This is a genomic window from Streptomyces sp. NPDC005004 (assembly GCF_053600675.1).
In genome coordinates this window covers 21,445-34,704 of the sequence record NZ_JBSGAH010000007.1, presented here as the reverse complement: position 1 = coordinate 34,704, position 13,260 = coordinate 21,445, and the positions used below count along the sequence as shown (strand labels likewise).

The following is a 13,260-nucleotide window of genomic DNA, read 5'->3' as shown; positions in this document are numbered from 1 at the left end:
CTCTACTCGTGCTCCCCAGGTGGGGGGATCAGGGGATCACGAGCAGTTCTGACCGCGGTTGACGCAGTTGGCGATCTTGTTGGCGAGACCGCCCTGGGTGATGCTGATGAAGTCGTCGTGGTCCGTGGCGGCCTTGTGCAGCTGCTCGGGGAAACCGTCCACGGCGTACGCGTTCTTCACCTGGCCATTGGCCAGGGTGGGCGGCGTGATGTTGTACACCAGGCGCATCGTGAGCTGCGGGATCGCCTTGAAGCCGTTCTGGCAGTTGCCGTTGGCGTCGGCGAAGGCCACATGGGTGCGGTGGTTCGCGCTGTCGGTGTTCTGGCCGTCCCAGCAGCTCTGGAAGGCGAACGTCCGCACGACCTTGCTGCCCTGCGGGCAGATCGGGTACTGCTCGGTGAGCTGGACCTTGCTCTCGAACCCGGTGCAGCTCCAGTGCGCGTTGGCGTTGGCCAGACCGTTGGTGGTGGTCTTGGCGTCACCGGTGATGATCCGCAGGAACTGCGGCATCGCGACGACCTTGCCGGTGGGGCTGCCGACGTACTTGATCTGCGCCTGGACCGGCGTCAGGATCTTGCCGACGTTGCCTTCCTTGCCGCCGCCGTCGCTGTTCTGGTCGAAGTCCTGCGACCCGTCCTGGACGCGGACGACCGGCCAGTAGTACGACGACAGGTCGCTCTTGTTCTGGCAGCTCGTGCCGCCCTGCAGGAACGTGTTGTTGCTGGCGAACGCGTCGATCTTCTGGTTGCCGACGTAGTCGTGCAGGTGGTGCGCGCCGTTCTTCACACCGGGCGCCACGATCACGTTGTCGGTGTTGTGGTTCTTGTTGGCGTTCACACCGCAGCGCGTGGTGAAGGTGCCCCGCGAGGCGTTGCGGCTGTTGCGCGGCTTGGCCTTGACGTTCGGCTGGACCTTGGTGATGTCCACGAAGTCGGCCGCGACGGGGCCGTTGCCGGCCTGGCCGCCGATGTTGCCCTGCTGGCCGCCGTTGCCCTGCTGCTGACCGCCGTTGTTCTGGCCGGTCTGGCCGCCCTGCTGCTGACCGCCGTTGTTCTGCTGCTGACCGCCGGTGTTCTGGCCGCCCTGCTGCTGGCCGCCGTTCTGGCCGCCGGGGGTGGTCTGGCTGGCGGGCGTACCGGTGCAGTTGGCGAGGGTGTCCAGATCGCTCGGGGCGGTGCCGCCCACGCGGGTGATCTCCAGCTTGATCCGGTCCAGGATGTTCTGGCGGCGCTCCTTGAGCGGCTGGAGGATCGAGTTCTGGACGAAGCTCGCGTCGCGCGTCTGGGCGTCGCGGGTGGTCGCCAGGCGCTGGTACGCCTCGGTGATCTGGCGGTCCAGGTTGGCCAGTTCGCCGTCCACGTCCTTGCGGGCCTGGTTCGGCACGTTGGTGAGCTTCTGGCCGACGTCGGGGCAGGAGATGGTCGCCACCTGGGCGGCGGCGGCCTTGGTCGAGTTGCCTCCCCACTTGCCCCCGTTGTTCGCCTCGTGCGCGGAGGCGTAGAAGTTCGCCCAGATCAGCCCGCCCCCACCGAGCGCTAGGGCCGCCGATGCTGCGGTGACCTTCACAGCCAGCGGCGTACGGCGTTTACGTGTGTTGCTTCCCATGGAACTCCTCTGACTTCCTTGCGGGGCAGCATCGAGGCGCCCGACAGGAGTGAAGCGGCGTCCATCCATACGGACGCCGCCTCAGAGGTGTTCAGCCTTCTCACAAATAATTCAGAGGACTACCCCGAGTGGGGGCATGAAATACCCTCTGAGCAGCGGGAGTTGAGATTCCCTCCCGCTCGGTCGCCGCTTGGCCCCAGCTCAGCTTCCCGTCGGCGGAATGTACTTGTAGCCGACGCGGCGCACCGTCTGGATGGTGTGCCGGTGAATGCCCAGCTTGCGGCGGACCCGGGCGATGTGCACGTCGACGGTGCGGCCGTCGCCGACATGGCCGTATCCCCACACCGTGGTGACGAGCTGGTCGCGGGTGTGCACCCGGTGCGGATGCGCGACCAGGTGGGCCAGCAGCTCGAACTCCAGGTAGGTCAGGTCGAGTTCGCGGCCCTCCACGGAGGCCGTACGGCGCGCGGAGTCGATCCGCACCAGGGGGCCGCCGCCCTCGGCGGGGACGGGCCGGTCGGGGACCGCGACCGGGGCGAACGGGGGCCGCTGGTCGGCCGGTACGAGCACCAGGTAGCCGATCATCGGGGGCCGGCCGGGGAGGTCGGGCAGGGTGTGCGGCGGGGCGGGCAGCCAGGTGGCCCCCGGCGGCAGCAGATCCGCGACGGTGGCCGGCTGCCCGGCGCCGGCGGGGTGGGCCGGGGCCCACGCCTCGTCCCGGTCGACGGAGCGCAGCCGGTGCCGGGCACCGCTCGCGGGGAGCGGGGCGGAACGGGGTGCCGGGGCGGGGGCCTGGGTGGCGGCGAGGGGAGTGGCGGTGGACTGCGGACGATGGGTCGCCATGAGAGGTCAGCTCTTTCGCGCGAGGAGTGCGTCGGGCAGGGCGACGGCCGCGATTCGTGGTCGGGCGCGCCTCGGGACGTTCGTCGTACCGCGCGGGTGCCTGGAGGCCGGGGTTACGGCTTCAGAAGGCCCGCGCGCTGCTCGCGCGGCAACACACCCGGTCGAAGTCGTCGTGCTGACGGGACGGCCAGAACGGCTCGAGGTCATGGCGACCCGTCGCGGTGTTCTGCTGGAAGCTGGCCATGTGCCCATTGAAGCAGAATCGGACGCCGGACAGGAGGCGTCTCTCACTGACCGGACGCCTGCTTGGCCGGAATCGACCGCCGTTCACCTGGGGCGAGGTGGGGATGCGCCGCTGGGGGCGGGTGAGCACTCGGGGTCGCGTCTCAGTCCGTGGACGGCGGGGTGGCCGGGGTGGCCGGGGTGGCGCCACGGCGGGACGTGTGGGCTGCGGGACGGCACGGTGGCCGGGATGCCGCCGTGCTGGGACCGCCGGGCGGCCAGGCGACGGTGCGGTCGGGGTGGCGGCCTGACCCCTGGCCGGAACGCGCGGACGGGCGCCCGCTGTCACAGCGGGCGCCCGTCCGGGTGGTGAGGCGGTGGGGTCAGACCTGGTTGGCCTTCTCCAGGGCGGAGCAGCAGGTGTCCACCAGGAGGCGGGTCACCACGTAGGGGTCGACGTTGGCGTTGGGGCGGCGGTCCTCGATGTAGCCCTTGCCGTCCTTCTCGACCTGCCACGGGATGCGGACCGAGGCGCCGCGGTCGGAGACGCCGTAGCTGTACTCGTTCCACGGGGCGGTCTCGTGCAGACCCGTCAGGCGGTCGTCGATACCGGCGCCGTAGTTCTTGACGTGGTCCAGCGGCTTGGAGCCCTCGCCGAGCGACTCGCACGCGGTGATGATCGCGTCGTAGCCCTCGCGCATGGCCTTGGTGGAGAAGTTGGTGTGCGCGCCCGCGCCGTTCCAGTCGCCCTTGACCGGCTTGGGGTCGAGGGTGGCGGAGACACCGAAGTCCTCGGCGGTGCGGTAGAGCAGCCAGCGGGCGACCCAGAGCTGGTCGGAGACCTCCAGCGGGGCGAGCGGGCCGACCTGGAACTCCCACTGGCCCGGCATGACCTCGGCGTTGATGCCGGAGATGCCGAGACCGGCCTTCAGGCAGTTGTCCAGGTGGGCCTCGACGATCTCGCGGCCGAAGATCTCGTCGGCGCCGACACCGCAGTAGTAGCCGCCCTGGGGAGCCGGGAAGCCGTTCTCCGGGAAGCCGAGCGGACGGGCGCCGTCGAAGAAGGTGTACTCCTGCTCGATGCCGAAGATCGGCTCCTGGGCGCCGAAGCGCTCCTCGGTCTCGGCGAGGGCGGCACGCGTGTTGGACGAGTGCGGCGTCATGTCGATGTCGAGGACCTCGCACAGGACCAGGATGTCGTCGCCGCCGCGGATCGGGTCCGGACAGGTGAAGACCGGCTTGAGCACGCGGTCGGAGGCGTGGCCCTCGGCCTGGTTGGTGGAGGAGCCGTCGAAGCCCCAGATCGGCAGCGCGTCGAGACCGGCCGGAGCACCCGCGATGATCTTCGTCTTGGAACGCAGCTTGGCCGTCGGCTCGGTGCCGTCGATCCAGATGTACTCAGCCTTGAAGGTCACGGGGCTACTTCCTCCGGGGTGGTTCGGGCGCACGCTCGGTGCCGCGATGCCGCGGCTCCTCGTGCCGCGCCGATCTGCGGGGCAGCCTGTCAACAGGCGATTTCCCGTCCGTTGCCCTTGTGTGAACCCCGTGTTACCTGGCGCCTTTTGTGGCCTGGCTCACCTTGTGGGGGGAGTTGGGTGGGATGGCGGAGGCGGGTGGGTCACTCCCGCTCCGGCCGCCGCGTCCCGCCCCCCCCGCGAGGAAGTCCCCGGACCGCGGCCCGCTGCCCTGCGTCGCATCCGCGCAGCAGCTCGGCGGAGCGCACGATCAGCGGGCCGAGGGACTCCCGTCCCGGCGCCACCGCGCGCTGCGCGGGCCGGAGCGGGTGCGCCGCCTGTTCCTCCTGGACCCGGCCCAGTGTCTCGCCGGGTACAAGGCGGCGTACCGGCTCCATGCCCTGCCGGTGCCGCTGCGGTCCGCGCCCCGCCGGGTGCGCGCGTTCCTCGGACGGGAGGCAGGGGGAGCGGACCTGGACCCCGACCGGCTGCGCCTTTCGAGGCGGCGGCGGGGTGTCCGGCCACGCGGCCGGCGCCGGGACCGCGCCCGACGACGGCCGGACTGCGGTCCCTGGACAAGCCGGTCCTGCTGCTCGTGGCCGCGAGCAGCAGGACCCGTGACGCGGTACGAGTGGCCGCGCGGGCCGCGTAGTGCCGCCGCGCGTGGAGACGGCCGTACCGGCGGACGTCTCCCCCCACGCGCAGCCGCACGCGGGACCGGCCGGGACGGCGCGCCGCCCCACCGCGTTCCTGTCGGTCGGCCGAGCCTTATCCCACCTTCTCGATCACGGCGCGGCGGATGAGGAACTTGCCCGGCTCCCGTACCTGCTCGAACGCCTGGTTGTTGAGCAGGACGCAACTGCCGGACACCGAGGTGACCTTGACGGTGGTCGACTTGTTGTTGTCCAGGTTGGTGACCTTGAGGGTCGTACCCGCCGGGAACTGGTTGCTGGACGCGGCCGGGGCGCCGCCCTCGCCCGAGAGCGTGACGGTGGAGCCCTTGCAGACCTGCTGTCCGGAGGCCGCGCCGCCGGCGTTGTTGTTGCCGCCGCCGTTCTGCGCGGGCGGAGCGCTCTGCTGCGCCGCCCCGCCGGCCTGCTGGTTGCCCCCGGCCTGCTGGTTGCCCTGCTGGCCGCCCTGCGCCGCCTGGGAGCCCTGAGCCGACTCCCCAACGGTGCATCCGGCAGCCTTCTGCTGGACCTTGATCTGCTCGATGACCGCCTCACGGTTGGCGATCCGGGCGTTGGACTGCGCGTCCGGGTTCGCCTTCTGGTCGGCGATGAACTTCTGGTTGTTGCCGAGCGCCGTGGCGAAGCCCTGGCAGACGGTCGAATCCGCCGCCGAGGACAGCGTCTTGGCGTCCTTCGGAGCCTGCGCGGCGTTGGAGGTGGTGGCCAGCGCGAAGGCACCACCACCCGCCACCGCCGCCGCACTGACGAGCAGCGCGATCTTCTTCTTGGTGTCGAGTCTCCTGCGCGACATCCGCGCCTCCTGCGAGGTAGGGGAGCGTACGCCGCTATGTACGGGCCGCCGGGCGCCGTTACTCAGCGGTTACCGGTCTCGTCCAAGTAACCTGTGTCACACCCGAGTTGCAGCTGTCGCCCGCATCCGGTGACCGCGCACCCCGCGACCGCACGCCCCGTCACCGCGCCCCCACGTCACCCCGCGCTCCGCCGCACCGCCTCCCGCACGGCCTCCTCGGTCCGCCCCACCACCGCCGTCCCGTCGTCCGCGGTGATGATCGGCCGCTGAATCAGCCGGGGGTGCGCCGCGAGCGCCGCCACCCACCGCTCCCGCGCCCCGGCGTCCCGCGCCCACTCCCCGACCCCCAGCTCCTTCGCCTCCGCCTCCTGAGTCCGAGTGATGTCCCACGGCTCCAGTCCCAGCCGCCCCAGCACCTCCCGAATCTCCTCCGCACCGGGCGCGTCCTCCAGATACCGCCGCACGGTGTACCCCGCCTTCTCGGCATCCAGCAGATCGAGGGCGCTACGGCACTTGGAACAGCTCGGGTTGATCCAGATCTCCATGGGGGAACGGTACGCGGCACTGCCGAAGGCTTCCCAGGTCGCGGGTGTTCGATTTTCTCGCGTCGCGCGAGTGGCGAGCGGTACCGGCGTGACGAGACACCAAAAGTCCTGCTCATGAGGCAATTTGAGGCGTTCGAGGGACCTCCGGATGTCAGTCCCCCGCAGTAGAATTGAAGCAGTGTTCGAGAGTGCGTGCCGGGGTTTCCGGTGGGTGCTCCGGTCGCGACAGGAGGATGCCCGTGCCCGCTGCCGCTGTAGTGAAGAACAAGCCGTCGCCCACCCAGTCCACCGCCAGGCGTGCCGTGCCGCTCGACTCGCCGTATGTGCCGGTGGCGAAGAGTCCGCTGCCGGCCGGGCAGCCGCGCGAGTGGTACGTCACGCACAACCGGCGGCTGAAGGCCATGCGTCTGGCCATAGCCCTGCTGGACTCCGGGATCTACCGGCCGACCCAGGCCCGCGACGCGACCATCCGCCGCACGGCCGAGAAGCTGGGCGTCCACCCGCCGTCCGCGGCGACGTGCCGGATGGTGCGGGCGTTGATGCGATAGGTGCGAGTGGGGAGGGGTGGCGCCGGATTCCGGGGGTTGTGGTGCCACCCCTCCGTCACCGGTTCAGGATCTCCGCGTTGGGGGCGAAACGCGTCCTGTCCTCGGGGGCGACGACGTCGTCCACGTCGGTCAAGTAGAACGAGGAGGTCGTACCGGCGAGCACCTCCAGGAGGAACCCGCTGCACGACACCGGGTAGAACTCCCACAGGGGTCCGCGGCCCTCGTTGAGGACGACGGTCCAGTCGTCCGGGTCGGTGCCGGGCCGGATCAACCAGTAGACACGCTCCGGCCGTCGCCGGGAGGTGGAGGACGGAGCGTCGTGAGCGGGTCGATGTGGCGCAGGGGCTGGGCCACGTGGGTGTGGGGCATGTGCCTGCCCTGCCCCACGCCGGTGCCGCCCCCCTCAGCTCAGCAGCGCGCTCACGTACGCCTCCAGTCGACCGCTCAGCACCTCGGGCGTCAGATCCGTCCGGCCCAACTCCCGCCACGGTTCGGCAAGTTTGGCCGCATCGGGGACGTAGGCGAGCGCGTCGAGCAGGCGCCAGTACAGGTGATCCGGGCCGTCGGCGAGGCCGTGCCCGCCCTGACGTTCGTACCGCCCCCTGAAGGCCAGGCCGTGTTCCGGGCCGTGCAGCAGCGCCAGCGCGGTCGAGCAGTGGGCCACGTCCAGATCGGCGGGACCCCAGGAGGTCTCCACCCAGTCCACGACCCCGCTGACGCGCGACTCCCGCCCCTCGCCGGTGAACAGCACGTTCCCGGGGTGGTAGTCCCGGTGCAGGAACCGGCCCCGGTACGACGGCGGTTCCCGCTCGATCACCTCCACCGCCCGCTCCCACACCCCACCGGACACCACCGCCCTCACCCGCTCGGGCGAGGTCCACGCCTCGTAGGTACGCGGCCGAGGCTCCGGAACGACCGCGTGGATGCGGACCAACTGAGCCGCGAGCAGGTCCAGTACGGCCGGGTCCGGCTCCGCCACGCGAAGTCGGCCGGGCAGCTTCGTCATCAACAGGGAAGGGTGGTCGCAGTGTTGGCCGGCGGCGTCGACGGCGACCAGTCCCGGCGCGGGGACACCCGCCTCGTCCGCCAGCAGCTTCAGCATGGCCGCCTCCCGGGACAGCAGCGCGGGAGCGTGCCGTCGGTAGAAGGGCTTCACGAAGGACCGCAGGACAAGTTCCGTACCGTCGTCCAGATCGAGCGACCGCATCCGCGACGACCAACCGCCGTGAAGTGAGCGGGCGTTGACGACCGCACTCCCGACCGGAAGCTGCTCACCCACCCACATCCCGGTCGCCGACCAGCCCTGCTCCTCAAGTCCGTTCGGCAAGGTCCTCGCCAACCTCCCTCGAAGAGAGCGCGGATCAGAACACGCGCAGCGCGATCCGGCCCAGGATGACGCCCGCATGTCCCCCGTATACCAGCAGGACCGCGACGACGGCGACCAGCAGGACGCCGAGGACGATGTTGCGGGTGAGGCGCGCGTTCATGAGTGTTGCCTTTCCTCGACGGGTTCGGGGTGGGTTCCGGTTCCCACGGTGAGTACGGTGTCGCACCGATCGCGGACCGCGTCGTCGTGTGTGGCGATCACGACCGCGCAGCCGTCGTCGCTCATGGAGCGCAGGACGTCCACGACCATCGTGGTGTTGTCGTGGTCGAGGGCGCCGGTCGGTTCGTCGGCCAGGACGAGGGCGGGCTGCTTGACGATGAGCCGGGCCAGCGCCACCCGCTGCTGCTCGCCGCCGCTGAGCCGGTGGACCTGGTCCTTCTCGCGTCCGGCCAGACCGACACGATCGAGGGCCTGCGCGATGGTCGGGGCGTCCTTCCGGGCCCGGCGCGGCTTCATGGCGACCGCGAGGTTGGCGGCGACGGTGGCGTTCTCGATCAGCGCGTAGTTCTGGAAGAGGTAGCCCAGGACGTCGCGCCGGTAGCGCCGGGTGGCACGCGGGCTGAAGCGGGTGATGTCCCGCCCCTCGTAGCGCATCGCACCGGAGGTGGGCTCGTCCAGCAGGCCCAGGCAGTTGAGCAGGGTCGACTTGCCGGAGCCGCTCGGACCCGTCAGCGCGAGCAGTTCCCCGCGGGCCACCGTGAAGCCGAGGCCGGACCACAGGGTGCGGGGCCCGTAGGACTTGGACAGGTTCTCGATCTCGATCATGCGGCAACTCCTGCGCGGCGATGGGGAATCACGACTCGGTCGCGCCTTCCTTGACGATGCGGCGGTGGAAGGCGGCGAGGGCCAGCAGCACGGCCGCCACCTCCACGACGACGAGTGCGCCGGCGACGCCGAGGTCGAGCCCGGTCAGCTCGGCGGCGGGGCGGGGTGCCGGCACCCCGAGGGCCTTGAAGTGCTCGAGTTCCTGGTTCTGCTGCCACACCTGGAAGGGCAGCCACCCGGCCAGGAGCAGGGCCAGCACGCCCTCCAGGAGCAGTACGGCGCGGTGTGTGGCGGGGAAGGTCCACCCGCTGATGTGCCGGACGAAGATCGCCTGGGCGTTCTTGCGCGAGTGGACGATGCAGACGCCGACCCCGGTGATGAGCAACACCGTCACGGCGACAGCCAGGTTGAAGAGCTGGACCCTGAAGTCCCCGACCAGATCGCGCAGCTTGTCGGCGGCGTTCTGTGCGACGGGCGTCATCGACATCACGTACGTGCCGAGGTGGCGTTCCCTGACTCCGGCGGTGACGTCGCGCGGGTCGGGGAACACGACACCGCCTTGCGAGGCGTAGCTGACGTACAGCTTGTCGCTGACGAGCGGAGAGCCGTTCGGGAAGACGATGACGACCGGGTCCGTCACCCAGGAGTCGTCCGCGCCGGGGTGTTCGCCGTCGCGGCGCTGGCCGTTGGGGTTGTACGTGAAGACGCGCTGGCCGTCCTTCGACCACTCCGTCTTCACCCGGTCCGCGCGCACGGCGGCCGGATCGACCGGGTTCACCAGGCCCGGGACCTGGGCGCGCAGGGGCTTGGCATACGGGGCGAGGTCCTCCGGGAGCAGGAGCCGTATCCGGTCGGCGCCCGCGGCCTTGGCGGGGTGGCGGTGTCCGGAACGGTCGAGCACGGGCTGTGCGGCGAGGAACGACTCGTCGACGATCAGGACGTCGCGCTTCATCAGGGCGTCCAGCCCGGGGCCTCGGATGGTGCGGTGGCCCACGAAGATGATCTGCCCGTCCTTGTCTGCCGCGCGCAGCCACGGTGCCACGTGCGTGTCCAGGGCGTGCAGCCCCGATTCGCTGGAGACGCTGCCGTTGAAGGCGATCGACGTGGTCGAGCCGATCTCCGCGTAGGCCCGGCTGCTCTCCTGCCGCGTCACGACGTCCTGGCCCGCCAGGACGACGGCGGAGGCGATGCTCAACGCCAGCAGGAGCGCGGGGACGCGGACGAGGTAGGCGCACACCGCGGCGGTCCGCGCCGGCAACTGGCCCTTCAGCGCGGACAGTACGTCGGTCTGCGACATGAGGGCGAGCATCGCCGCGTGCGTCGCGACCGCCGCCAGACCGAGTACGGCGGTGACGCCCAGCGCGATCTCGGTGAAGGTGCCCAGCCAGGCGAGGCCGTTGTAGATCCCCAGCGCCACCAGGGTCACGGCGGCCACCGCGGCGAAGGCCACGCCCCAGAACGTGCCCAGTTGGCGCAGGTCACGGCGCAGGATCTGCCCGAACGACATGCCCTGGAGGCGAAGCACCCCGTACGCCTTCGAGTTGAGCATCACGCCCGCGCCGGTCATCGTCACGACGGCGAGCGCGACGACGAAGAACGAGCGGTAGAGGGCGCCGCCCACGTACGTCACGCTCAACTGGTCTGTTGCGAAGGGGTGGTTGACCGTGGCCTTCAGTCCGAGGTCGCCGAACGTCCGGGCGAGCTGAGCCGCCGCACGGTCCGAGCCGAACACGTAGTAGAAGCCACGGGGATCGCGCAGTCCCAGCTCGCTCACGGGGTGCACATCGGTGTGGTAGTCGCGGCTGAAGCCGGGGTAGCCCTGTTTCAGCCAGTCCGAATGCGGGCCGCCCGGGGCGAGATAGAGGTGCCGGCGCCCCGACGGGTCCTTCAGGTCGAGGACTTCGCGCGCGACGGTCGTGTGGTGCTCCCGGGCGAACCCCGCCACGTCATGGGCCACGCGCGCGCCACTGGCCGAGTTGTCGGAGTCCGTCACCCACACGACGGCCGTGTGCCCGAGCACCCAGTCCTCGTCGAGGCTTCGCAGGAACAGGAAGGCGAGGACTGCGGAGTACGCCAGCACGGCGGCGTGGACGAACTTGATACCTCGATGCAGCATGGGGGGCCTTGGTCAGGGCACTGCGGGAGCGCGGCTCACGAGATCGGACGGGGAGCGGGTGGTCCGCCCGGCGGACGGTGCCACGGGGCGGACCACTCGGCGTGCGCTTCCGGGCGGCGACGCCCGGACGCGATCAGCAGGTGGTCTTGTAGTAGGTCTCGTTGCCGGAGAGCGCGGCCGCGACCTGAGTGATGCTCCAGTTGTCCTTGGAAGCCGTGTCGCTCTGGATCGTCTTGCCGACGGAGGTCGAGCCGTGGCACTTGGTCGGGTGGTAGTAGTCCGACCACACGGTGGCGGTGCCCGCGCCGTAGTCCCACGTGCCTCCGCCCACGTTGACCGTGGTCGCCAGCGCGGGGGCGGCACCCGCCACTACGAGGACACCGGCGGCCACAGCGGCTCTCAGGCCATTCTTGAACTTCACCGAACATACCCTTTCGTTGCCGGAACTTTGCGATCACGGATCCTGGCAGCGCGGAATGATCATGGCAACTGCTTAGTTTTTGCTCATGAGTTGAGAATGGCCGGAACTGGCGCGTCGATCATGGACTGTCGCGGCGGAAGCTCCTTGCACGGCAAGGGCTCGGGAGGTCATCGCGAAGAGACGGCGTCCGACGGCCACGCGGTGCGAGTTGGCCAGAAGTGATCGAATTCCGGACCGTGAGTGAGCGCGGGGCGAGGGCGCGAGGGCGCGAGAACCCGAGGACCTACGGCGGTGACTTCAGCCGTTCATCCCCGGCGCGTCCCACAACGGGAACCACCGAGACTTGTCCGGTTCCATCCGCAGATCGTTCTCCAGCACCGACGCCAGTTGGAGTTCCATCGCGTTGTCGCGGGACTGGCGGCCGGCGTGGGTGCACAGGGGGTAGAAGCTGCCGCGTTTGTAGAGGTAGACGAGGGCGAGGGAGCGGTCGTCGGCCGGGTTGTCGCGGGTGAAGGTGACCAGGGAGCACAGGAGCTGGGGGCCGAAGCCGTTGACCTCCATGGAGCTGTTGACCGCGTGCAGGTCGTTGACCAGCTGGGGGAGCTGGTCGGGGGCGCGACGGGAGACGAGCCAGGAGTAGCCGAGGGCGTCCTGGACCAGCTCCACCCGGGGTCCGGTGCGCTCGGTGTCCGCGTCGAGGAGCGCCTGCACCTCGCGGTGGGTCTGCTCGAAGGCCGCGCCCTCGACCGTCGCGAAGCACACCGCGCCCGTGCCGGTCGGGGTGAACCCCGAGACCACCTCCAGCGTCACCGCCGCCGACGGCAGCCCGAACAGCCGGTCCAGATCCGGCGGCACCGGCTTCGTACGCCCCAGGAGGATGTCCAGCAGCCCCATGGTCAGCCCGCCGACTCGGGAGCCGCCGCCTCGCCCAGCTCCGCCGAGATCCGGCCCAGCTGCCGCAGCCGCTGCTCCAGCGTCGGGTGGGTGGAGAAGAACCGCTCGATGCCAGGCTCCTTGCCGGTGGCGGGGGTGAAGTAGAACGCGTTGAACGCCTGCGCCGTCCGCAGGTCCTTCGTCGGGATACGGGCGATGTCCCCGGAGACCTTGGTGAGCGCCGACGCCAGCGCCGAGGGACGGCCGGTGAGCTGCGCGGCCGCGCGGTCGGCGGCCAGCTCGCGGTAGCGCGACAGCGCGCGGATCAGCAGGAAGCTGATCGCGTACACCGCGACCGAGACCCCGATCACCGCCGCGAACACCGCCGCCGTGTTCTGGTCCCGGCGTCCCGAACCGAGCACCGACGAGTAGAAGGCGAACCGGACGATCAGCCCCGCGAGCACCCCGAGGAACGACGCGACCGTGATCACGGCGACGTCCTTGTGCGCCACGTGCGACAGCTCGTGCGCGAGCACGCCCTCCAGCTCGGCGGGCTCCAGGCGCCGTAGCAGCCCCGTGGTCACACAGACCACGGCGTGATCCGGGTTCCGCCCGGTCGCGAACGCGTTCGGCATGTCCATGGACGACACGGCGACCACGGGCTTCGGCATGTCGGCCATCGCGCACAGCCGGTCCACCACCGCGTGCAGCTCGGGATACTCCTCCGGCTCCACGACCTTCCCGTGCATCGCGAACATCGCGATCTTGTCGGAGAACCAGAACTGCGCCACGAACAGCGCACCCACCAGCACGACGACCAGCAGCCACGACTTCAGCAGCACGATCAGCGCGGCCACGAACCCCACGTACAGCAACCCGAGCAGAAACAGCGTGACCGTCATCCGCACGGTCAGCCGCCGATCACTCCGAAAGCGGCTCCGCATCTCGCATCACCCCGCACTCAGCGCCCCGTGCTGTCCAGTGTGCACCCGGGTGGGC

14 protein-coding genes and 1 pseudogene are annotated in these 13,260 nt (G+C 70.3%); 1 reads left to right on the top strand and 14 read right to left on the bottom strand.

Annotated elements, in window-relative coordinates:
* Nucleotides 1-36 precede the first annotated feature (36 nt).
* The 6 genes from ACWEEU_RS11540 to ACWEEU_RS11515 form a co-directional block, all read right to left on the bottom strand.
* Nucleotides 37-1,605, bottom strand: a complete 1,569-nt coding sequence (locus ACWEEU_RS11540; protein WP_385746636.1) for a DUF1996 domain-containing protein — start codon at nucleotides 1,603-1,605, stop codon at nucleotides 37-39.
* A 201-nt stretch (nucleotides 1,606-1,806) separates the two neighbouring features.
* Complete coding sequence (locus ACWEEU_RS11535; RefSeq protein WP_385746634.1) at nucleotides 1,807-2,448, bottom strand: winged helix-turn-helix domain-containing protein; 642 nt, start codon at nucleotides 2,446-2,448, stop codon at nucleotides 1,807-1,809.
* A 121-nt stretch (nucleotides 2,449-2,569) separates the two neighbouring features.
* Nucleotides 2,570-2,692, bottom strand: a complete 123-nt coding sequence (locus ACWEEU_RS11530; RefSeq protein ID WP_267880469.1) for a hypothetical protein — start codon at nucleotides 2,690-2,692, stop codon at nucleotides 2,570-2,572.
* Nucleotides 2,693-3,053: 361 nt separating this feature from the next.
* Complete coding sequence (gene glnII, locus ACWEEU_RS11525) at nucleotides 3,054-4,085, bottom strand: glutamine synthetase (protein WP_385747947.1); 1,032 nt, start codon at nucleotides 4,083-4,085, stop codon at nucleotides 3,054-3,056.
* An 807-nt stretch (nucleotides 4,086-4,892) separates the two neighbouring features.
* Complete coding sequence (locus ACWEEU_RS11520) at nucleotides 4,893-5,606, bottom strand: hypothetical protein (RefSeq protein ID WP_451731088.1); 714 nt, start codon at nucleotides 5,604-5,606, stop codon at nucleotides 4,893-4,895.
* 176 nt (nucleotides 5,607-5,782) lie between these two features.
* Nucleotides 5,783-6,151: an ArsC/Spx/MgsR family protein gene (locus ACWEEU_RS11515; RefSeq protein WP_385747943.1), complete on the bottom strand. Its 369-nt coding sequence runs from the start codon at nucleotides 6,149-6,151 to the stop codon at nucleotides 5,783-5,785.
* A gap of 233 nt (nucleotides 6,152-6,384) precedes the next feature.
* On the opposite strand from ACWEEU_RS11515, the gene ACWEEU_RS11510 reads away from it, so the two are divergent.
* Nucleotides 6,385-6,699 (top strand): hypothetical protein, encoded by a 315-nt coding sequence (locus ACWEEU_RS11510; protein WP_199583519.1) that lies wholly within the window; start codon nucleotides 6,385-6,387, stop codon nucleotides 6,697-6,699.
* 55 nt (nucleotides 6,700-6,754) lie between these two features.
* Here ACWEEU_RS11510 and ACWEEU_RS11505 read toward each other — a convergent pair whose 3' ends face one another.
* From ACWEEU_RS11505 to htpX, 8 genes and pseudogenes are all read right to left on the bottom strand, one after another.
* Nucleotides 6,755-6,970, bottom strand: coding sequence for a hypothetical protein (locus tag ACWEEU_RS11505; protein WP_451731084.1), 216 nt, complete (start codon nucleotides 6,968-6,970; stop codon nucleotides 6,755-6,757).
* A 132-nt stretch (nucleotides 6,971-7,102) separates the two neighbouring features.
* A pseudogene (locus ACWEEU_RS11500) lies at nucleotides 7,103-8,017 on the bottom strand (phosphotransferase family protein); the annotation flags it as partial.
* Nucleotides 8,018-8,060: 43 nt separating this feature from the next.
* Nucleotides 8,061-8,186 (bottom strand): hypothetical protein, encoded by a 126-nt coding sequence (locus ACWEEU_RS11495; protein WP_385747940.1) that lies wholly within the window; start codon nucleotides 8,184-8,186, stop codon nucleotides 8,061-8,063.
* Nucleotides 8,183-8,851 (bottom strand): ABC transporter ATP-binding protein, encoded by a 669-nt coding sequence (locus ACWEEU_RS11490; RefSeq protein WP_385747938.1) that lies wholly within the window; start codon nucleotides 8,849-8,851, stop codon nucleotides 8,183-8,185. Before ACWEEU_RS11490 ends, ACWEEU_RS11495 begins: the two co-directional genes overlap by 4 nt.
* A 28-nt stretch (nucleotides 8,852-8,879) precedes the next feature.
* Nucleotides 8,880-10,967 (bottom strand): bacteriocin-associated integral membrane family protein, encoded by a 2,088-nt coding sequence (locus ACWEEU_RS11485; RefSeq protein ID WP_451731080.1) that lies wholly within the window; start codon nucleotides 10,965-10,967, stop codon nucleotides 8,880-8,882.
* 133 nt (nucleotides 10,968-11,100) lie between these two features.
* Nucleotides 11,101-11,388: a lactococcin 972 family bacteriocin gene (locus ACWEEU_RS11480; protein ID WP_385747934.1), complete on the bottom strand. Its 288-nt coding sequence runs from the start codon at nucleotides 11,386-11,388 to the stop codon at nucleotides 11,101-11,103.
* A 297-nt stretch (nucleotides 11,389-11,685) separates the two neighbouring features.
* Nucleotides 11,686-12,282, bottom strand: a complete 597-nt coding sequence (pspAB, locus tag ACWEEU_RS11475; protein WP_451731077.1) for a PspA-associated protein PspAB — start codon at nucleotides 12,280-12,282, stop codon at nucleotides 11,686-11,688.
* Between the two features lie 2 nt (nucleotides 12,283-12,284).
* Nucleotides 12,285-13,205, bottom strand: a complete 921-nt coding sequence (gene htpX / locus ACWEEU_RS11470) for a zinc metalloprotease HtpX (protein ID WP_385747930.1) — start codon at nucleotides 13,203-13,205, stop codon at nucleotides 12,285-12,287.
* Nucleotides 13,206-13,260: the final 55 nt, after the last annotated feature.